We start from the raw sequence: 22210 nt of genomic DNA, 5'->3' as shown, positions 1-22210 counted from the left end.
TTTAAGTCTATTCAGCAATCTGTATATTTGGGCGACTGGCCGATTTCAATTGGAGTGATGGGCGGAGGTGCCTAGCATCATCGCATTAGCTTCATCTTCGGATACGTAATGTTCCATTATTGTTTGTAAGCGGCCATCTAAACGTAAGGTTTCAATTACGCGTAGCCAGTTAGCAGCGTGTGAGCTTGAAAAGCGGTGTTTTCCGAGCATAAGTGAAACAGTTATTGGATTGGCGGGAGATAGGTCTGTAAAACTTAGGGGGATCGGTTCTTCGCCTTCTGCAAAGAATAAACGGTAAATAAGGGGTAGGCTAAGTGCTGCATCGACTTCTCCGTCTAATAGTGCGGCGACGGTTGCGCCATAATCAGGATAAAGTTTAAGCATCCCGAGTGAGTTCATTTCAGATAAGTGGTAGTTATAATAAGTGCCGTATCCACTGCCTTCTGAGCGAGCAATGCTGATGTTTTGTTTTTTCTTTAACTGCTCTAAATCAGAGATAAGCGGTAATTTATTTGTATTTGCCAATAGTAAAAATTTAACTTGGTAATAAGGAATAAACCATGCAAATGCTTCGCGGTGCGGCTCGCGAGTTACGCTGGGAACAAAGTCTATTTTACCTTGCTCTACCAAATTGAATGCGTCATTCCTGGCAATAGGGATTAAATGGAATTGGCAATGGGTTATGTCACTTAAGAGTGCAAGTAAATCAGGGTCTATGCCATGCCCGTCATGATACATGACACCAGACTTAGTAATACCAACAGAAATTTCTTTGTCCTTACAGCCGTATGGGTCAATGCTGTCAGCTGAAGCATCTAATGTTAGTGTGATAAATAATGCTAGGGCTAAAACGATTGGCTGCAAAATGAGACCTCTAAGTCTAAAAATTTCTAGATGATTTTAAGCCAGATTATTCGAAAAAATAGTCAAACGCTATTGATTATTTTGTGTATATTGAGCTAAAAGAGAGTGTAGTCTCGCCGGTTTCTAAGTGGCATAAATGGAATGTTTTGTATGCAATGGAGTTGTTTTCTTATGCCACACGCTAGACCCCAAAAAAATCTCATATCTGTTCAAACGTTGCTTATTGCAGCGAGTTTTGCGCTTGCATTGACGCTCGGTAGTACGGTTTTAGTGCTTGGCTATACTGGTGCGAACAATGGATTAAGGGCCGCTTTGGAGGAGCAGTTTGATACACTCGGTATGATGATCCAAGAACGTGCTCGTCGGCTAGTCGAGCCTGTGCAATCTCAACTGAGCATACTGATTTATGATCAAATTACAGTTGCTTCAGATTTAAGTACACGGCTTTCTAGATTGCCGGTACTAGCCGAAGCGCTTAAAAACAATCCGACCATTCGTAATATCTATGTAGGTTATGTGAATGGTGAGTTTTTTCTTGCTAAAAAAATAGATAATGATGAGCTTAGGTCGTTATTTCAGTTAGATAAAACGACATCATTTCTTGTGCAAAGCATAACTATCGATGTGAACGGTAATCGAGTTGGGGAGTATCGGTTATATGATGAAAACCTTCGTTTACAAGCGGTGAAGGTAAAGTCGGATTATACTTATGACCCTCGTGATCGTTCATGGTTTCAGGCTAGTGAGGGAAAGTCTGGTTCAGTTACGAGTGCGCCCTATGCATTTTTTACGACGGATAAAATTGGCGTGACTATATCGCAGCGTTCCGTGAACGCTTCTGCTGTTGTTGGATTTGATGCGACTATTGGTCAGTTGGCGGCGGAAGTTAAAAGCCTTCAGTTATCATCAGATTCTGAAATTGCTATCACAGAAAGTGATGGTACATTGATTGCTCACCCTGACCTTACTCAAATAGCTAGGCGTGCGGATTCCGGTAAAATTGTGCGTCAGAATATATCTGGCCTTGAATCACCGATTTTAAGTAAAGCTGCTGTAGAAATGGGCCTGTCTGGATCATATAAACATGGTGTTATCGAATCAGAGGGAAGGGAGTGGGTAGTATCTAGCCGGCCTCTAGATTTTGGAATGGGGGCCGAAGCACGTCTCTTGTTGGCTGTACCTGCGGATAATTTATTTGCCTCAACACGACAAATTATTCGAGATCAAAGCATAGTGATTTTGATTATTTTGTGCCTTTCAATTCCTTTTGGCATTTTTATAATTCGCCAAATCACTAAGCCTTTGAGCCAACTCTCTAAGGACGTTCAAAAACTTGCATCTTTCGATTTCACTCAGCCGGTCAGTGTGGGTTCTAGGGTTAGGGAGGCTTCGGAATTAGCCGATACGATTGATCGGTTGCGCGTTACTGTTTCTCGCTTCTTAGAGATCAATCGAACGATTGCGGCAGAAGAAGACTTCAATACACTGCTTGTGAAGCTTTTGGACGAAATAATCGCCACCACCGAGACCCAAGCTGGTGTTCTTTATCTAACTGATAATGAAGAAACTGCGTTAGTTCCATTTGTCTCGCGTATCGACAGTGAGCAAACACTTGACATTAGTATACCTTCGGTGCCGCTTTCGCTAGATGAGGCTTTAGTTGTTCGTGTTGCTGAAAACAAAAATGCAGAGAATGCGAAAGCTTCGAGTGAAGAGCTCGAGCGTATGGGATTGGAAACGTTCGGAACGGTTTTGGATGTTACGCCGTCACACCTATTGGCAGCCCCTCTATTTAATAGAAGTAACGAACTTGTTGGGGTAATACTGCTTTTTGAAGAAACAAATATTGACCCCGCTTTAGTGCGTTTTACTGAGGCTCTTTCGGGGTCGGCTGCTGTTTCAGTTGAAGCGAGACGACTTATTGCGGCCCAGCGTGATCTATTTGAGAGTTTTATTCAGCTTATAGCGGGCGCTATTGATGCGAAAAGTCCTTATACAGGAGGGCATTGTGCAAGGGTACCTGAGCTGACTAAGTTGCTCGCAAAAGCGGCGAATGAGGCAGATGAAGGTCCCTTTAAAGATTTTAATTTGTCTCGTGATAACTGGGAGGCGATTCATGTTGCATCTTGGTTGCATGACTGTGGCAAGATCACAACACCGGAATTCATAGTCGATAAGGCAACAAAACTCGAAACCCTCTACGATAGAATTCATGAGATTCGCATGCGTGTAGAGGTGATGAAGCGCGAAGCAGAGATTCGTTTCTTGCGCAGTGCTCTTAGTGCAGCCGGTGTTACCTGTGATGATATGGCATTGCATGAAGAGCTTTCCCAGCTTGATGATGACTTCGCCTTTATCGCTAAGCTTAATCAAGGGGGGGAGTATTTAGACGAGAGCAAGCAAGATCGTATGAATACTATCGCTCAAAAAACTTGGACTCGAACGCTGGATGATCGCATTGGTATATCCCATGAGGAGCTAGAAAGGAAAAATAAGATTGTTGCCCCTAAACTACCAGTAAAAGAGCCTTTACTCGCTGATAGGCTTGAGCATATTTTTGAGAGGCCAGAATCGGAAAAACTTCCAGAAGGCAATCCTTGGGGCTTTAAAATGGATGTTCCTGAACTTCTCTATAACCGTGGTGAGATACATAATCTGTCAATACAACGGGGAACACTAACACCAGAAGACCGTTATAAAATTAATGAACATATTGTTCAGACCATAAAAATGCTTGATAACCTCCCGTTCCCTAAACATTTACGCATGGTTCCCGAGCTTGCTGGTGGGCATCATGAGAAGATGGACGGTACAGGGTACCCTAAACGTTTAATGAGAGAAGAGATGTCTCCTGTCGCTCGAATGATGGCTGTTGCTGATATATTTGAAGCGCTGACTGCGATTGATCGACCCTATAAAAAAGGAAAAATGCTCTCTGAATCCATTAAAATTCTGTCTTTTATGGTAGATAACCAACATATTGATCCTGATATCTTTCGCTTATTTTTAGAGTCAAAGGCCTATCTGGTTTATGCGCAAGAATACATGAGCCCTGATCAGATTGATGAGGTTCAGATTTCGGATTACCTTCCCTAAAGAGATCCTAGCTTAACGTTTTTATGCCTATTCCCTGAATGCTATTTCTATCTTGGTATAGCTTAGTACGCGTATTATTTGTGCCTTTTTTATCTGGCTTATTTGGTTAGAAAGAAATCAATGTGTCTATGAAGGTGCACCAGTTCATCGTTAAATGTTAAGGGCCGTCAAGAAGTGCAAAGGTAGTGTAAAGCTATGCTAAGTCGAGTTTTTTGTTATTTTTTCCGCGTAGTATGGTTATTAACTTAATTGGTTTAGATAGGTAACGCGATGAAATTAACTATCCTATTACCCCTTGTTATGAGTTTGATTGTGCTGCCAACGACGGGTGCCGCTCAAGGAAAAGACTCACAGTATAAAGATGCACACTATAAAGAGACTAAATCTATAGAAGGTCAAAATAAAAAGAATCAGAATAAACAATCTAAGGGCAAGGAAACGAAAAAGAGTCCGGGTCATCATAAGGGTGCTCCGGTTAAAGTTGTATCGCACAAGACAATTGTATATCGCCAGCATAGCGTTCCGCAGCGGAAGGTTTATAAAACCGGTGCGGTTGTTCATAAAGCACCAGCGAAGGGAATATCCATTAATTTTGGAGGTGTGTCATTTGTCTTTAATGACGGGTTCTATTATCGCTATGGTCATCAAGGCTATACGGTTGTTCGTCCACCGTTGGGTTTAAAAATTCGTTATCTACCCAATGGACATGAAAAGGTCATAGTAAAGGGGCGCTCCTATTATGCTGTTCAAGGCATTTACTATGTGTTTGATAATGGCTATTACCGTGTAGTTGAAGCACCGAGTGGCACGATTATCCGTAGTACGACTATTTTACCTACCCGGAGTAGCAACTTTCAGTTGGGTAACAGTTATAGCGCTTTGCCCCAAGGCGCAGCGTCGGTCACCATCAATGGACAGCAGTATTTTCAATATAGAGATATTTACTTTTTGCCTCAGCTATCAGGTCAGGGGATTCATTACCTAGCTGTGAGGCTGAATTAGGTAAGGTTTTGGAAAAAGGGCACGTCTAAGGTAGGCGTGCCAAACGCTTGTTGATGAATTTTGGTTTTAAATTACCGCTCTGCTGCAATTTCGGCAGAATGATCTTCAACACTCATTTGCCCCTATAAGGGATAATTTAGTTAGAACTAAAGAACGCCGCCGGATTAAATTTGTTCAATATCTTCTTTTCTAAGTTCTGTTTTACCTTATTTATAGGTAGGGAAGCTGGTTGGGGCGGTAGGTAATTTTTTAATACCTGTAGTGGGTTTGCTTGATCTAATTCTTTTTCAGTCAGAGATTGGGTAATAAGCTGCTTTATCGGGGTAATATTATTTGCCAAACGTAGGGTCGCTTTACGTGCTATTTTTGCTGCCAAAGTGTCGTTTGTGAATAGGCCTACCACTAAGTTTGTGCCGTGGTAGAGGATACGAGTAGTGCGCATCATCTCTGATTCGTAGTTGGCTAACAGTGTTTCACTAGCAATCTCTTCTCCATCGGCCACAGCTTGTGCTATTAATTTAGTTAAGGTTGCTTGTCCTTTAAGTCCAAGATTAAAACCGTGAGCTGTGACGGGGTGCATACCTACAGCGGCATCACCGATTAAGGCGAAGCGACATCCTACAAATTGATTAGCGTGTACAGCAACTAATGGATAGATATGACGTATACCGGTCAGTTGCATCCCACCAAGTAAGCCAGTTAGCTGCTGTTCTATCGTCTGGTTAAAGTCAGTTTCTTTCATTTCAGCATAGTGCTGTGCTTCACGGCTATTAACAGTAACTACAATGGATGAGCGGTTTCCGTTCATGGGTAAGATTGCGGTTGTACGACCATAATGAAAGCATTCAAATGCAGTTTGCTGGTGTGACTTTTCATGTTCCATTCGGCAGACGATTGCGCTTCTTGAAAAGTCCTTCATGGTTGCAGATAACCCCATTTTACGACGCATCTCAGAAAAACGCGTATCCGCAGCAATAATTAGCTTAGCTTTTAGTTCCTTGCCATTGCTGAGAATTGCTGTGCCGTTGTATTCATCTGTTGTCACTGTTTCCACAAGGGTTTCAGTTAAAACGTCTATCTGAGGGTGAGATATGAGTTCTGCGTAGTAAGCTTTACGGATCTGGTGGTTGGGGACTAGGTAGCCTAAGGCTTCTAAATCTTGAATATAGTTATCAAAATTTAAGCTGTAGCTTGATTCACCATCAAACACTTTGGCTGCTTTGATAGGTGAGATCGACTCCGCGGGTAGTCTTTGCCATGCGCCACAAGCTTTCATGATCTCTACGGATTGATGGGTGAGAGCTATTTCTCGGCCATCTTCGGGAGGTTCTGCCAGTGTTGTTTCTGATGATCGTTCTACGATAGCGATATTAAGCGGCAGGTCTGCTAAGGAACGAGCAAAACTCAGCCCTGCAGGGCCGGCACCAATTATTAAGACATCGTAGATTTCACTCATAACAACCACCTCTTAGTTGAAAAAAGCTACTTTACTCCGTCATTTAGTTTTAAGCTTGGATGTAAATCAAATAAAACGGCCTCAATCTCGGTTCGAATATTTAGTAAAAGATATAAATTGGAAGGTAGGTATGACAAAGAAACACACCGATGATGCAGTTGAAGAGATTGAACGTATTACTTTAGGTCATTATGAAACGAATGCAGAAGCGTTTTGGCAGGGAACACGTGATCATGATGTTAGTCAAAATATTGAGGCGTTTTTAAAAGCGCTTCCGCAGCGTGAAGGATTAGACCTTTTGGACTTAGGCTGTGGACCCGGTCGCGATCTTCATTATTTTAAAGGGCTTGGTCATCGAGCAGTTGGTTTAGATGGTAGTCAGACTTTTTGTAAGATGGCGCAGGAGCATAGTGGTTGCGATGTTTTGAATCAAAGTTTTGCTGAGTTGGATTTAGGCGAGCAATGTTTTGATGGTATTTACGCAAATGCTTCCCTGTTTCATGTGCCTAGTCAGTTATTACCGAGTGTTTTAAATGCATGCCATCGAGCGCTTAGAGAGGGTGGTATTTTGTTTAGTTCTAATCCTCGAGGGAATGATGAGGGTTGGAATGGGCAGCGTTATGGCCATTATATGGAGTTTGATGTGAGTCAACGTTTCTGGAGTGACGCTGGGTTTGAGGTGCTACATCATTATTACCGTCCAGAGGGAATGCCGCGCCAACAGCAACCTTGGTTGGCTATAGTGAGTGCAAAGAGAAATTGAGTCGATCTGTTTTTTAATTTGTGGTTTATAATTAAAGCGTTATAAAAGTGTATAGCTCCTAATATAAGGGGTTGTTGAAAACTGAGCGGTGTTGAGATGCGTAAAATTATCATTCTTGATGATGAAAAGATGATGCTCAAAAGCTTGGAGCGTCGTATTAAGTCAGAAAACTTGGACTATGAACCGCACTGTTTTAGTTCGATTAAAGCGGCTTTGGCTGAATTGGAAAAAGGTGATTGTTATGCTTTTATCACCGATGTGAAAATGCCACTTTTGACTGGTGATCAGGTGGTTAATTACATCAGTCAGAAATTTCCAGAGCAACCCTGTATCGTGATCACTGGGCAAGCAGAAAGGCGTGAGATTAAGAATATTCTTGATGCTGGGAATGTTAAAGAGATTCTCTGGAAACCGATTGATTTTGAAAAATTGGTGACTGCTTTAGATAATATTGCGGTGTCGGAGTAATCCTTTCATTTTATCGGTATGTAGATTTTTAACGTATCTACTATTTAGGTTGTTTATGTCCCATACTTTGACACAGCATTCCCCGTTAAAGATTGCTGCGGTCGTTTTGGCTGGAGGGCAGGGGAGTCGAATGGGAGATCAAGATAAAGGCTTAGTGCTCTATGATGGGAAGCCTATGGTTTGCTGGACATTGGATTGTTTAAAGCCTTTGTTAGAAACCGTGGTTATTAGTTGTAACCGTAATTTTGATCAGTATGAGTCTTTTGGCTGTACCTTAGTAAAAGACCAGACCAATGGTTATCAGGGGCCGCTGGCAGGTATTCATGCGGCGATGCGTCAACTGGATGCTTATACCCATTTAATGGTGTTACCTTGTGATACGCCTCTGTTGGATGAAAATGTCATAGAGCGTTTATTACTGGCCGCCAAAGAGCATCGAGATAAGGTTGTGGTGTTAAAAACGGGTGATCAACCGCAGTTTCTTCATGCGGTTATACCTATAAGATTTGGCACTGAATTAACCCATTGGCTTTCCAGCGGTGAGCGAGCTGTTTATAAATGGTATAAGCAGTTTCCTATCTATTTTGTGGAAATGGATGCAAAGTCCTCTGCATTAAAAAATATTAATACATCACAAGACCTAGCCTAGTTTTTTGATCGGTAGTGATTGGCTCTGAGGTTTTTCTTAGCCGAATACAGAAAGGAGCGGTTACGTCGCTAGATATATGGGCTTAGAGTTATCCCTCCTTTAAAGGTTATCGCCCATGATTTCATCTGACCTTCCTGTCGATGCGCTTTTAAGTATTGTGAAGGGCAATATAAACCTTTGAGGTTTTGATCTGAAGGATGAGCCGGTTGACTTAATCTCTCTGGCATCAAATGGAATTCTGTCTGATCGGGAAGTTTTAGCCCGATTGAGCAAACAGAAGTAATATCTTAGTTCCTCATTAGGCAACAAGTTGAATTGGATTCAACTACTACCCTGTTCCAGATCAACTACATCCCAGAGGGATGTCATTAGACTATTACCCAATTAACTGATATTAAAGATATATTCGTTACGAAACTGGCACTGGGATTGTGGTCAGGTTTTTACAGGGATTATTGTAAAGCTCTTTTTCCCTTCTTTTACCTCGGAATACTTCAGTATTCCTGTAACTCTTTTCCCAGTAGGCCTAAACAAGTTTAAAGGATGTACTTGTGGCTATATGGACTAATTTAGAACGAGAAACGCTATTTAAGATTGTTTGTGAAAATCTGGATGGCTTGCGATCTTGTGGTAAGGAGATTGATCTCAATTCCCCAGTCCTTATCAGGATTCATAAAGAGTTTGCATCATCTGAATCTGTAAGTTTAGAAAGGGATGAAGCAGCCATTCTATATCAAATGGCAAAGATGGGTTTTTTATTTCACTACCAACACAGTCACAGCACGAAGAAGTTTGGGATAAAGCGTGTTACAGAAACTGAAATTTCTCGTTTGACCGTTAATCCAAACTTTTCAGCTATATCTGATGATCAGAAACAGCGCCTTTTAGAGTCATTCCGTAAGCATGCTGAAAGTGTCAGCGATATCGATCAAGCAATTCGTCTTACCTGTTCATCTAAACTCCCATTCTTGCTGGTTAAGAAAGTCGCTATAGATGAACGTTTGATCAGACCTGAACATGACGGATCATACACAATGGCTTTTAAACAAACAGACTCTAATCAACTAGAAAACAAGCTTATTCCTGAAGATGAGAAGAAAGAAATAAACGGTGCAAGAGCGAAGTTAGGCAAGCTCTATGACTCATACTTCAAGCTCAACCCTTCTATTACCTACTCTAATGATGGTACTGGAACAGGTAAGTCTTACAGCGTTATAGCTCAGTACATTGATGAGACAGATCCCTCATGTGAACAAGATGGGCACCGTAATCTTCTCTTTATTACTCCCCTTAAGGCTCAGATTGATATTGATCCAGAGCTTATTGAGAACGCTCGTACTAAGGGTATACATATTCTCAGCTTTCTGGCACGTCCTGATATGTCTGGGCTGGAATTTAAAAACTGGATTACTAATGAAGAGAACAGATACGTCTTTGAACGCTGGATAAACTTCTTTAGTGCTGATGGACCAGGTGCAGCAAAAGTTAAGAAGTTGATCAGCAGCCTTAAGTATCAGGTGAATAACGCTCAGTACTTGACGGATAGGATTGAGAAACTTGAAAGCTATGGCATAATTGAAGACCTGAAGGAGGCTAGAGAAAGCTTCCAGAAAAACTCCAACATTATGGTTAAGACGCTATCAGATATAGCAAAAGAGATTCTTAACATAGAAGCTGGAAAGGACAAACGACTCACATCCGAGGCTATTTTTTCAAAAGAAATTTTGAAAAATGGTAAGCCTAAAAATGTGTATGCCTACTATGCTGAGATTCTGGACTTTGTTCTTCCGTTTGAACGAGCGAAGTACTTTCCTTGTATTCTACTAGCTACCTCAAGTAAATTTGATTACAACATCCATATAGCTGTAACAAACGACGACAATGAAGTAGCAATTACTTCTAGGCCTTTCGATTACATCTTGGGTCAAAAAAAGAAACTAGAAGAAGAGACGCTGGCAGATATGAACGGTCAGGCGTTCGAGCAGCAAGTGGAGTTTATAAAGCATAATTATTTTGTCTTAGACCCTGACAACTTCTTCAGAAAGAACAGTATCGATTTCACCCTGATTGTGGATGAAGAGCATGTAGCTTACGAGCTCTTCTTCAATAGTTGTGACAAGCAGCTTTTTGATAACAACTTCAAAATGGACCATATCCTCTCTGCCGTATACAGGATTGTGTCCACCATTGAAGGCACCAAAGAAAGCACTGATGAAATAACGTTTTATGACACCAAAAGGAAGTTCAGGGATGATCTGATCTCCACCTTTGGTTCCAAGTGCAATGTCGTATCTGACAACACTCTGATTGAAATACTCAGTTTATTCCGCAGTAGTGTCGAGCATATTTTCATCGACAGCTCTGAGGTTGAGCAGGTTATCCAAATATGTAAGAACGTCTTTAGCCTTACACCTAAAAGGTTCTTTAATGAACAGGCATTGAAGAAGATACGTTTAAAATCTCTCTACAATGATACTGTTTGTCAGATCTATTATGAGAGAGAAGAGCACGATCCTAATCCCACTATGTATGACATCATGCAGGTGATTATTTGTTGTTTCTACGCATGTTCAAGGATCAAAGATGAACACTTTGAATCGATGATCAGTGATGGTAACGAATACAATCAGAATACGCCTCTCAAGCAGTTCATTATGAGGGCTAAGAAATCGCGTGTAAGCCTCTCTTCGTTGTTTGATCGAGTGGAAGATGACAGTCTTTATATTGATGAGTTCTTTACCTACTTTACTCCTAAGATCGTCTTCTCCATTACTAAAATTGATTCTTTGCCGTACCAGGCTCCTGAATTAAAAGACAAAATATTCGTTAACTTTAAGCTTGATCTATTTGAAGAGTTACCTGAAGTGACATTGCAGCGGGTACTGTATGGCACTCGAAACTCGGTGATTACTCTCAGTGCTACGAGCGGATTTAGTGACATCTATAGCGGAAATTACGCACGTAAGCCCATGGCTCTATTTGGTGAAGATGCGAGAAGGAATCTGGGGTACAAAGTGTACTCAAGAACGTCTTCGGATATAGCTAGGCTTGTTGAAGTTCGAGAAAAGAGAGAGCTGTATAGAAATATAGATATCAGAGCTTTTGAAGATTCCGAAAATGATGTCATAAACGGCTCTAGAGAAGATGCTTTATTTAAAAAGGTATTCAAAGCTTTTTATACACCGCTGCAGAAGCACCTTCGCAGTAAGAATAAGTACCACCGTAAAGAGTTATCCAGAGTGTTAGAGTCAGTACTTCTCGCTGCTTATGAAGGGAAAAATACACTTACTCTTTCACTTACGAATAACTTCTCTAAGGCTTTCAGAGAGTATCTAAAAACTTCTGCTGCAGACAGGATTGCATCCATTAATGTTCTTGATGAAACGCAGAAGGTAATTGAGCTTACTCCTTTCAAAGACAGGACGGCAATCAGGTTGGTTTTGTTTGATGCTGATTTGCCAAAAACAAGCCAGATGGATGAGTGGCTAGAAGTAGATGATCCAAACTTAAAAATCGCTTTTGTTTCTTCATATAAGAGCGCAGGAACAGGGCTTAACTTGTTTGTTCGTTACAAGGGGTCAGAGATTACTGAAGACTTTGAAAGGCTGGTTCTTGCGAACGGTCCATTTTATTCATCTATAAAGACTGATTCTGGACTGAACAGCATTTCAAATTACGTCCTGCTTCTTAAGCACTATGCCAGCTCAGGCAAACTTATACAGCTCAAAGAGTTCGATGTGAATCTGACTAAAGGGGATAACTACAAGATACTCATGAACGAGCATCGAATGGCTATCCTTAGTCAAATTATGCAGGCTGTAGGCCGTGTTGAAAGAAGAGATACCAGGATCAGTACTGAGATTTATCTTCCAGAAGATCTTATTGAGGATATAGCAATTCAGTTCCAGCAGCTGGAGAAGCAAGGCAACGAGCTCAGTATTGAAAGTATGTCTTTGTTGAATCATAAACTCATGAGTTTTTGCATGAACTTCATTGATCAACGATCTTTCAGTGACGTTAAAGCGCGAGAGCAGTTTGAAGCGCATATAAGAAAGCAAGCTCGATCAATAGATGAGTACTTTAAGAGTGATTTCAAAGGGCGCAGGTTGAATGATGTAAGACGTACTTCAGATCTAACTGCAGTTAAGCTGAACGAAGCTTTTAGACATATTGACTGTGTTGTTAACCCCAAGGGATATATCGATAGGTTACTAGCGTTGCCTGAAGCTAAGAAGGATAGCTATCTCTCCTCGATCATCAATGCTCTCTACATTAAGCCTGAAGATACTGAAACGGATATAGTTATATGTCGAACTAATAAAGGCCAAAACCATCTTTCAGACATGAAGGGGGGAACGGTCGTATACCGACCATATGAGTCAATTATTCCTGGTTATCACAAAGCTTCCAAAAATGAAGATGGTACGGCTTCTAGCATATTGGGATATCTATTTGATCTCAGTGACACCGAGGATCAGGGCTGGCTTCCAAATCCAGCGGTTATTCCCCTCTTTAAGGGTAATGTGGGTGAGTACATATTCCAGAAGTGCCTAGACAAGCTAGAGCTAGAACCACTCACTGTAGAAGAAAGCTTTGAGCAGATAGGATCATTTTCATATGAGCTATTTGATTTCTACATCAAGTCAGATGATCGAATGTTGTGCGTAGATGTGAAAAGCTGGTCTAGTAGATTTGATCAGGAAACGAACTCCAGAGAAGCATTTGCTAAATCAAAAAGAAAAATGGACCAAGTATCACAGGCATTGAAGGCCAAGGGCATTACTCCTGTCTTCATCTATGTGAATGCACACTATGATGAGAATGAGTTGTTTATAAGAAGAGAGGATCATGATGGGGGTACTCAGTACTTTTTGAATCTCTTTAAAATCGTTCATCGCTACTATGACAAGAAGGCTAGAGATGGGCAGAGGACTAATGATTCTGTAGTAAAGCAGATGATCAATATTAACCAGACTGTTATTGAGCTTTTGAAAGGGTAATACTTCCATGGAAAGCATTTTTAAGAAGGTTGAGGGCGCACCTGTAGCACGGACCAACATGCTTAGTGTCATTGAATCAATTGATAGTGTAATTGATCGGTTGATGTTGATAGATCGCCCTCTGGGGAAAGTTTGTTACGGTATTATGATCTGCCAAAAAGCGTCAGGAGAAGATACAGAGAAGTACTTCCAGCGCTTTGATCGTGCCATTAAACAGTACATTCGAAATGAGCTAGGTTTAAATTCCAAGGATGAAGTTAAGTATTCGCGTGGAAGAATCTCAAACTCGAAAGCGGTTTTCTTTTATCTGGGGACAAAATCTTCCAAATCAGAAGATCTGCTGACTGAGTTAGAAGAAAATAGTATTTCAACTCAAAAGGCAGCCCAGGTTCTTCTTTCGTTATTTATAAAGCTTGATTACCTTGAAGAGGCTGCTGAAATTTATGATATTCAGCCTGTGCTGTATAACGATGAGATGTTCGTGGGGGCATTCATTCGAGATACAAAGCCTGATGGGAATGTCATCATTGAAGCACTTAGCTATGAGATCTATTACTCAGACTTTGATGAGATATCACTGTCTCTCCATCGAGAAGTTTTTGACTGCTCTCTTATAGATACTTTTGTGGCCGAAGGTGATCAAGGGGCTATTGTTTTTCGCTCCAAGAAGAGCAAATACAGGGTCAACAAGTCCTTAAACTCCACTAAAGAGTCTCAGCGCGTTTATATGGGACTGACCTTGAAGTCACGTGAGGAAGAAGAGAAAAAGCTTCTTTCGCGCTATGACAACTCGATTAACTTTCACCAAACAGATATCCAGAACAAGATAATCAGTCTCCTCATAGAAGCTCATATTAGATACGAACCATTAGTGTTCTGTGCGGATCATGTTTGTGAGGTGTTTGTTAAGCCTGACCAATCTTATAGCGATGAACTAGTAATTGTTGATGGGCTGAATTGCTATGAGACAGATGAAATCAAAGACGCTTTTCATGATCATCTGATGACTGAATTCAGTGCTTCTTCAGTTATTCCGCTAAAGGATGCTCCAAGTATTGAAACTATAGGAAAGAATGAAAAGAACTATTTAGTGGTGAATCAGCTAAATAGATCAAAGGGTACGAGTATCCGTACCCAGAAAGATGGTAAAGAACTGAAGTCATTCTCTAAAGCGCTTGCTAAGAAGGCTTCTCAATGTGATATTGAATTGGATTATTACACTGAAGCAAAGTTAGAGAGACTATCCAAAGAGATTCCTTGTGTGATACAGGGTGTTGATGTCTTCAAGGTATCAAAGAAAGTAAAGTCTGCTGGTGGGGATGTAGCTGATTCGTCATTAGAACTGAAGAAATTCAATAAGAATATCATCAAGAAAGTACGAAATGAGATATGGCTAAAAGAGTCAGTATTTCGTAAGAAGCTGGTTACAGGCTTTTCTCTTCCTGAAGCGAATCTTGAGTTGTTCTATGTTCGTAGGTTCAATTTGGGGCGCAGATATCGTACTTACGTCTCCGTGGTAGATGTCACCACTGGGGAGTCAGGAGTAAAGATTAATTCTCATAAAAGGTATGACGACAAGACTGCAGGTCGCTTCAGCTTTGAGTACGATTTCTTACAGCCAGTTACTATGCCATGGGCGGACTCAATTTTCGAAGGTCTAAGGGATAACCATTTCTTCATCCATGATAAAGATTCGGGACAGATTCTTAATTCCTATCATTCAGCAAGAGTGCCAAACGTCATTGGTAACACAGTATTCGACAATGTTGAGCGAAGTCGATCTGCAGATGGGATCTCAAGGACGAATAAAGTAGAAGAGACTCCCTTACCTTACTATCTGACCTACAGCTCAAAAGGAACTAGATACAGGACCTTTATCCAGGATTGTGGCACTGATGGTGCAAGGTACTTTGTGACGAAGCAGCAACCCGCTCAGGAAACGATGGATAAGCAGCGCCTGACAAGGAACGTTCTAGTGTTTGATAGAGAAGGTAACAAGCTTGCTCCGTTAGAGCAGCCAGTGACTAAACTTTTCTTTAGTAGTTTGACCTTTGATCTGTTGAATAATTCTGAATCTTCTAAAAAATCTATTCTCCAGAAAATCACAGAGCTATACATAGAAAATTGATTTATTAAGAGGGATTTTTATGAGTAATTATATAAGTATTAAGGGAGTGGCCAGTTATCACCCTGACGAAGAACAGCGGCTGGACTTATCAAAGAATAATATCTTTGTGTTTGGTCTTAATGGAACAGGGAAGTCCACAATATCAAGGTATATCTATAATGAGACTCATGAATACTCTGAGTGTGGCTTTGAATTAGACGGCGAATGTGTTCCTCTAGTTTATAATCATCAGTTTATTGATGATAACTTTTTTAATAGAGAGGAGCAGAAAGGAGTTTTCACACTCAGTAAGAATAATGGGGATATTGAAAGACAGATTGCCTCCAAAGAAAAACTAAGGAAAAGGCTTGGCGAAAAGTATAAGTGTTTAAAGGGAGAGAAAACTGATTTTGAACTCGAGATAACTCGAATTAATGAGAAGGGAATTTCTGAAGTTTATGAGAAAAAGAAAGGGGTGGAGGGGACCTCTTTAGAACAATTCTTGAAGGGCTTTATTCGACCTAAATCTAGTTTCTATAATAAAGTTAAAAGCTATCAGCCACTAGAAGAAACCATGCTGTCTGACTTGGTCAGTGAAATGGATTCGCTCATTGAATTTGATGGTGTTTCTTTAAAGGAAGTTGTGCTGCCTGTTTTTGGAGACCTAACAGATGAAGAAAGGTTGATATTGAAGGAGCCTATTGTAGGATCTGATAATAGCCAGCTTTCCAGTTTTATTGAAGAGATTGATGGTTTGAGCTGGGTTAAAGAAGGAAGAGATTTGTACTTGAGAGAAGGTCAGGAAAAATGCCCTTTCTGTCAGAGTAATACTATCTCTATAGACTTTCATGATGAGCTTAGAAAACTTTTTGACAAATCATATGAACAGAGGTTAGAAAGAATAATTCAAATTGAATATAAGTACAAGAATAGCATAAAGACTTATATTGATGGATTGAATTCCGCATTTTTAGATTGTGCTCTTTTTAATGATGGTGTACATAAAGTATCACCGTTGATTGAACTTGTTGAATCTTATCTGAATGATAATTTAAAAGAGATTTCTTTGAAGAGCAAAGATCTTAATAGAATTGTAGAGGCTGGATTTTGTAATGATAAAGTTTCTGATCTAGCCTCGGTAGCGATTGAGATCAATAAGGAAGTTCGAGCTGTTAATTCTAAGACGGCTAAAATAAAAGAAAGCAAAGAAGATTTAAAAGAAAGAATGTGGGGCGTTTTAAGAGGTCAGGTTGACGATATAATTCGCCTTGAGATTGAGGGGAAAAGAAAGCTAGGTGTTAAAATAGATGAAAAGGTTGCTCATTTAGATAGGGTTGAAAAGGTTGGTAGGAAGGTTAGAGATAGAATTCTTTTATTGAGAAAGAAGTCGTCTAATATTGATGAAACGATTGAACGTATAAATGCTAACTTATTATCCCTTGGTTTGGTTGGTTTTCAAATAGAAAAATATAAGAAAGGTGAGGAAGATAACTTTTTTAAAATTAGTAGAGAAATAGGCGAAGATAATGTGTTTAGAAGCTTGAGTGAGGGGGAGAAAACTTTAATTGCATTTTTGTACTTTATTGAGCTGTGTAATGGTAGTGATAGAAAAGACGGGGATGTTAATGATTCTGAAAAGTTCATAGTGATTGATGACCCTATTTCTAGTCTATCGCAGAATTATGTCTACGATGTTGCTTCCCTAATTCATAATGAGTTGATTAGAGGAGCTAGATTTAAAAGAGTGCTTGTTCTTACGCATAGCTTATTTTTCTATCACGAGCTTATAAAGCTATCTCCGAACAATAAAGAAAGGTTTAATAATAACTATTCTTTATTCAGAATTAGCAAGAATAAATTTTCAAAGATAAGCCCTATTGAGTCTGGTGATATAAAAAATGACTATCAGTCGCTTTGGCAGATACTGAAGGATGTCAGGGATTCGAACACTGATCCCGTGGTTTTACCTAATGTAATGAGAAATATACTTGAGCATTACTTTGGTTTTGTTCATAAGAAAGAAAAACTGGGTATCATCCTTAATGAATTAGCTGACGAAGAGCCTAATCAGGGGTTTAAGTCTTTCTATCGCTATGTGAACAGGGAGTCACATTCTGATCCTACTAATATGGGCTTTATGATGGATGTTCAGCCAGAAATTTACTTAGAAAGGTTCAAGATGGTATTTGACAAAATGGATGATCTAAACCATTACCAGAGAATGTTGGAATGAGGTTGTCACCACAAAGGCATTGGGGTTTATCGCTTAGGTAGCCTTCGACGGTGCTTACACACTATCTCAAGCTTGCCTAGTCTGAAGCGAGTGTACTGACGTACATCAACAACTTTCAACATGAGCAATCTCCATATTGTACCTGTGCCCGCCACAGGTAGCCTCATTACCCAATGTAATAAGCTACGTCGAGTGTATAAGACTGGAGAAATGCCTAAGTGGCAACAAGGCAATACTAATGGTTAGTCTTTCACTAGTAAACTATTGATTTATTAAGTGTGGAGGTGTTTGTTAAAGTGAAAAAATTAAAAACCTTTGTCTTTGGTTTGGCTTTAGGGGTTATTGGCCTTTTCAGTTACCAATCATTACATAAATCGATTAGCTTGCACTTTCAAGCTATTGACCTGAGCTATGCCTGGTTCTCCGCAGCTAAGAACTTATATCTTTATTCGAAACGTAATAGATGATGACAGAAGAGAGATTCTTTCTGGGTGTTACCCTGTAAGCGAAACATTCGCTATAGATATGCGGTCCAAAAACTGTGTGTTTCTTCGGCTTGATGAGGGACTGCTTGGTAAAACAATTTATACAGATCTCGATGTTTACGAAGACAGAATAAGATTCGATATTGTGAGAGAGCCAATAGGCGGTCAAAGAGTACAGAGGCTGTTAGATAAAGTGCCCGATTTTTTCAAAGAATGGTACAAAAGGCTTCCCATTGCTACTGCTACAGAGATGATTAATACCCCAGAGTATGGTGTAGATAGTTCTGTTTTAGCACTCTTAGATGTAGATGCACTAATACTCATTCAGACTGAAATATTAGATGTAAACGAACCTATGAATATTTCTCTATTAAAGGATGAGAGCTTTAAGGGGGCTTTTAAAGCAAAAGGGAGGGCAATCGAGCTTTCCGCTGATTACGGCTTCTTGTGACTAGCTGTCTATAGTAAAAAATAATCTCATGTATTTACCCCAATGCTCGGTAATCATTCCTAGATAGTGGAATTGCAAGATCTAGTTTTACGAGTTCCATCTTCAACTGGATTATGTATGCTAGATAAGAGGATATGAAATCACTTGAACGCCTTGCTATACAAGAGGTCTAGGCAATCCAGCTAAGTTGGAACTCAGTTCCAGTACCAACTACATCCGACAATTGTCTTTATTAGTTAATGTTAATAAAGTTGCTCGCCTGTTGGTATAGGTCAATTTATATACTAATTTGTTTTGTTATTATTCCATCCAGAAATAATCTAATAGCCCTCAGTGGTCATTCCTTTCTCAATTGAGCGTGAGATTGTGAGTCTCTTTTTTTGTGCGCGGTGCGGTAATCCCCCCGAAAATTAACGGTCCTCAAAAGTAGAATTTTCTCGTAATCTAGACACAGGAGATTCTCATGAAAAAATCACGTTATACCGACAGCCAGATCATGGCAATCCTTAAGCAAGCTGAAGCAGGCACGCCAGTGCCTGAGTTGTGCCGTGAACACGGCATGAGTTCAGCAACATTCTACAAATGGCGTGCAAAGTACGGCGGCATGGATGCTTCATTAATGGCCCGTATGAAAGAGCTGGAAGAAGAGAACCGGCGTCTCAAAAAGATGTATGCCGAAGAACGCCTCAAGGCTGAGATTGTCCAAGAGGCTTTACAAAAAAAGTGGTAAAGCCGTCTCAGCGAAAAGAGATGGCGCAACAGGCCGTTGCCACCCAAGGATCTAGCATCAGATTGGCATGCGTAGCCTTTGGCATCAGCGAAAGCTGTTATCGTTATCAGCCGCAGCTGGATTCAGAGAATGCCGAAATCGCTGATTGGCTAATCAAGCTGACAGATAAAGAGTCTGATTGGGGCTTTGGTCTGTGCTTTGAGTATCTGCGTAACGTGAAAGGTTTTCATTGGAACCATAAGCGGGTCTACCGTATTTACTGCGCGTTGTCGCTCAATCTCAGGATACGGCCACGTAGGCGACTGAAGAGACATAAACCAGAACCCTTGAAACAGCCCTTACGCAGAAATCAGGTGTGGTCCATCGACTTCATGCATGATCAGTTATCTGACGGCCGGAAATACCGCCTGTTTAATGTGATAGACGACTTCAAGCGCGAAGGGTTAGCGATAGACGCAGGCTTCTCATTACCCTCAATACGAGTCATACGATCGCTTAATCAGTTGATTGAATGGCGAGGTAAGCCACAGATTATTCGCTGTGATAATGGCCCAGAGTTTATCAGTCATGAATTCACAGAGTGGGCGCTGAAGTACAAAATACGCATCGAATATATTCAGCCAGGCAACCCACAACAAAATGCCTATATTGAGCGTCACAACCGCACACTCAGATATAGCTGGGTTAGCAAGCACCTATTCGAAACACTGGAGGAAGTACAGGACTATGCAACACGCTGGTTATGGTTTTACAATCATGAGCGGCCGCACAAAGCCAATGGCGGTAAATCACCGTTAATGGTGGCATAACTTCTACTTTTAGCGCCAGTTAAAAATGGGAGGATTACCGTACCTATTAGCTTTAACGTTTATGTATAGGTTTAGCCATTATGGATTTCGATTTTTTAATTGATAGCTTAGGTGAAGATGGCGCAACAGCCTTAGGTGGACTGATGTTAGGGCTAATGTTTGGTGTGTTTGCCCAGCGAAGTCAGTTCTGTTTACGAGCCGCGGTTGTTGAATTTGTGCGTGGAAATATGGGGCCTAAGGTGGCTATTTGGCTGTTAACTTTTTCTGCTGCGGTAGGCGGGACTCAAGCGCTTATTCTGATGGGTGAGCTGGATATTACTGATTCTAGAATGCTGGCATCTTATGGAAGTTTATCGGGTGCAGTGCTTGGCGGACTCATGTTTGGTGCGGGTATGATTTTGGCGAGAGGCTGCGGAGCACGCTTGCTTGTGCTAGCAGCCACAGGAAACCTTCGTGCTCTGTTTTCAGGCTTATTGTTTGCTGCTATAGCGCAAGCGAGTTTACGGGGTATTTTTGCACCGGCTAGGGATGCTGTTGCCCATTCTGTTTTACTACATGAAGATGGGGGGCTGGAATTATTAGGTTTTCTTGGCTTAGGTGATTATGCCGGCATATATATCAGTATCGCCTGTGCTGTAGTGGCTGTGATCTATGGTATAAAAAATAAACTGACGCCGTGGGCTTGGATTGGTTCTATGGGTGTTGGATCTATGGTCGTAGGCGGCTGGTGGTTTACTTATCATATGTCTTATCAAACATTCGAATCTACACAAGTTGAGAGCATGACGTTTACAGGACCTTCTGCTGATACCTTGATGTACTTTCTGACGCCGGGTGGGGCGCCAATGGATTTTGATGTTGGGCTCGTGCCTGGTGTTTTTATCGGTTCGTTCTTAGCTGCTTTCTTTTCCCGTACGTTGAAGCTTGAGGGGTTTAAAGATGGTAGTAGTATGGTGCGCTACATTATGGGTGCATGCCTAATGGGGATGGGAGGGATGCTGGCTGGTGGCTGTGCCGTGGGTGCAGGATTAACTGGAGGTTCTGCGTTTTCTATTACGGCTTGGATTGCTTTGGCTTCTATGTGGGCTGGGGCAGGTCTGACCGATACTTTTGTTGATCGGAAGCAATAACTTTCAGTGGTTAGAAGTTAAACTTTTTACCTGAGTCTTGTTCCTCTGCTTTCTCTTTTGCTTTTTCTTCTGTTGCCGCATCTATTTTTTCTGCCAGTTGGCCGACGTGTGTGCGAATTTCGTATAGCTGCCGATCGAGTGTTTGGTGGTGATTGAGATTTTGCAGTTTGCTAAAACAGCTACGGTAATGATGTATAACAACTTCAGGGCCTCTAGACTTCTCCGTTTCCATTGCATTTAGTAGTTCTACATCGACCTCTATACGTGCATAGGTCTGTTTCGCACCTTTTGTTAAGTTATCAGCAATGTCGTGGTTGATTTCGCCTTTATTTTTTATGTCGGTAATGAATTGAGCGAGCTCTTTTATGATTCCCATTGCTCTGGCTGCTTCTGTATGGCTTTTAAATATGGTCATGGAGCCGGATGGATGAGCTACTGGTTCTGGCAAAATAGCTGCTTGAGCTTGAAAGGTGGCTCTTTGTTGTTTATTGCTTTCGCTCGAATCTAATTCGACAACTGCTGTCCAGCGAGCTTCTAAATATTTGCAAAGTAGGGAACGGATTTCGGTAGTCATTAGAATGGGGGGGAAGGCATCCAGTAGATGAGATGCCCTACGAATGCCAGACTTTAAACTGATTAAGCGAAGCTTACGTTCACGCTTTTTGTTTTCAATATCCTGTATGACAAAGGCTATACAGGCCATGAGAGCAACGCCACAAAGAATAATAACTGCTATGTAAGTTGGGCTCATGAAAGTGTCCTATTTCTAATCACTTTACACTATCGGAAACAGCTCTGATTTTATAGGTAAATAATCAAATAAAATACTTGTATTTTTAATGTTAGATCAGTATTATTTCCCCCGCTTTAATGAGCTGGTGAAGCTTGTTGCGTCCCATTCGTCTAGAGGTCTAGGACACCGCCCTTTCACGGCGGTAACAGGGGTTCGAACCCCCTATGGGACGCC

General features: G+C 41.0%; 14 protein-coding genes and 1 tRNA gene. 12 read left to right on the top strand and 3 right to left on the bottom strand.

Annotated elements, in window-relative coordinates; translation table 11 throughout:
- Window positions 1-45: 45 nt before the first annotated feature.
- On the bottom strand, window positions 46-864 hold the full coding sequence (locus A3774_RS08745; RefSeq protein ID WP_067866282.1) for a substrate-binding periplasmic protein: 819 nt from the start codon (window positions 862-864) through the stop codon (window positions 46-48).
- Window positions 865-1035: 171 nt separating this feature from the next.
- Here A3774_RS08745 and A3774_RS08740 point away from each other — a divergent pair, with 171 nt between their 5' ends.
- A complete protein-coding gene (locus A3774_RS08740) occupies window positions 1036-3960 on the top strand; it encodes an HD domain-containing phosphohydrolase (protein WP_075107944.1) in 2925 nt (974 codons plus the stop codon).
- A 270-nt stretch (window positions 3961-4230) separates the two neighbouring features.
- Window positions 4231-4962 (top strand): DUF6515 family protein, encoded by a 732-nt coding sequence (locus A3774_RS08735; RefSeq protein WP_067866279.1) that lies wholly within the window; start codon window positions 4231-4233, stop codon window positions 4960-4962.
- A gap of 136 nt (window positions 4963-5098) precedes the next feature.
- Here the strand turns inward: A3774_RS08735 and ubiM are convergent, their stop codons facing one another.
- On the bottom strand, window positions 5099-6418 hold the full coding sequence (ubiM, locus tag A3774_RS08730) for a 5-demethoxyubiquinol-8 5-hydroxylase UbiM (protein WP_067866277.1): 1320 nt from the start codon (window positions 6416-6418) through the stop codon (window positions 5099-5101).
- A 130-nt stretch (window positions 6419-6548) separates the two neighbouring features.
- On the opposite strand from ubiM, the gene A3774_RS08725 reads away from it, so the two are divergent.
- From A3774_RS08725 to A3774_RS08680, 9 genes are all read left to right on the top strand, one after another.
- Window positions 6549-7181, top strand: a complete 633-nt coding sequence (locus A3774_RS08725; protein ID WP_067866275.1) for a class I SAM-dependent methyltransferase — start codon at window positions 6549-6551, stop codon at window positions 7179-7181.
- A 96-nt stretch (window positions 7182-7277) separates the two neighbouring features.
- A complete protein-coding gene (locus tag A3774_RS08720) occupies window positions 7278-7649 on the top strand; it encodes a response regulator (protein ID WP_067866273.1) in 372 nt (123 codons plus the stop codon).
- Window positions 7650-7704: 55 nt separating this feature from the next.
- A complete protein-coding gene (mobA, locus tag A3774_RS08715; RefSeq protein ID WP_075107940.1) occupies window positions 7705-8298 on the top strand; it encodes a molybdenum cofactor guanylyltransferase MobA in 594 nt (197 codons plus the stop codon).
- Window positions 8299-8849: 551 nt separating this feature from the next.
- Window positions 8850-13298: a hypothetical protein gene (locus A3774_RS08710; RefSeq protein ID WP_067866269.1), complete on the top strand. Its 4449-nt coding sequence runs from the start codon at window positions 8850-8852 to the stop codon at window positions 13296-13298.
- 7 nt (window positions 13299-13305) lie between these two features.
- Window positions 13306-15426, top strand: a complete 2121-nt coding sequence (locus A3774_RS08705) for a hypothetical protein (protein WP_067866267.1) — start codon at window positions 13306-13308, stop codon at window positions 15424-15426.
- A gap of 19 nt (window positions 15427-15445) precedes the next feature.
- Complete coding sequence (locus tag A3774_RS08700) at window positions 15446-17638, top strand: AAA family ATPase (RefSeq protein WP_067866265.1); 2193 nt, start codon at window positions 15446-15448, stop codon at window positions 17636-17638.
- Window positions 17639-18049: 411 nt separating this feature from the next.
- Window positions 18050-18574 carry a hypothetical protein gene (locus A3774_RS08695; RefSeq protein WP_067866263.1) on the top strand — a complete coding sequence of 175 codons (525 nt, stop codon included), beginning with the start codon at window positions 18050-18052 and terminating at the stop codon, window positions 18572-18574.
- A gap of 463 nt (window positions 18575-19037) precedes the next feature.
- A protein-coding gene (locus tag A3774_RS08685; protein WP_156473688.1) for an IS3 family transposase occupies window positions 19038-20113 on the top strand; the annotation gives its coding sequence in 2 pieces (ribosomal slippage) (window positions 19038-19290 and window positions 19290-20113; 1077 coding nt in all).
- Window positions 20114-20193: 80 nt separating this feature from the next.
- Entirely contained in the window at window positions 20194-21243 is a 1050-nt protein-coding gene (locus tag A3774_RS08680; RefSeq protein ID WP_067866258.1) for a YeeE/YedE family protein, read from the top strand.
- Between the two features lie 10 nt (window positions 21244-21253).
- Here the strand turns inward: A3774_RS08680 and A3774_RS08675 are convergent, their stop codons facing one another.
- Window positions 21254-21994: a hypothetical protein gene (locus A3774_RS08675; RefSeq protein ID WP_067866256.1), complete on the bottom strand. Its 741-nt coding sequence runs from the start codon at window positions 21992-21994 to the stop codon at window positions 21254-21256.
- A 141-nt stretch (window positions 21995-22135) separates the two neighbouring features.
- On the opposite strand from A3774_RS08675, the gene A3774_RS08670 reads away from it, so the two are divergent.
- A tRNA-Glu gene (locus A3774_RS08670) sits at window positions 22136-22208 on the top strand.
- Window positions 22209-22210: the final 2 nt, after the last annotated feature.

Source organism: Neptuniibacter marinus, assembly GCF_001597725.1.
GTDB classification, from domain to species: domain Bacteria; phylum Pseudomonadota; class Gammaproteobacteria; order Pseudomonadales; family Balneatricaceae; genus Neptuniibacter; species Neptuniibacter marinus.
The sequence above is the reverse complement of the archived record's forward strand: the minus strand, read 5'-3'. Positions and strand labels throughout refer to the sequence as shown.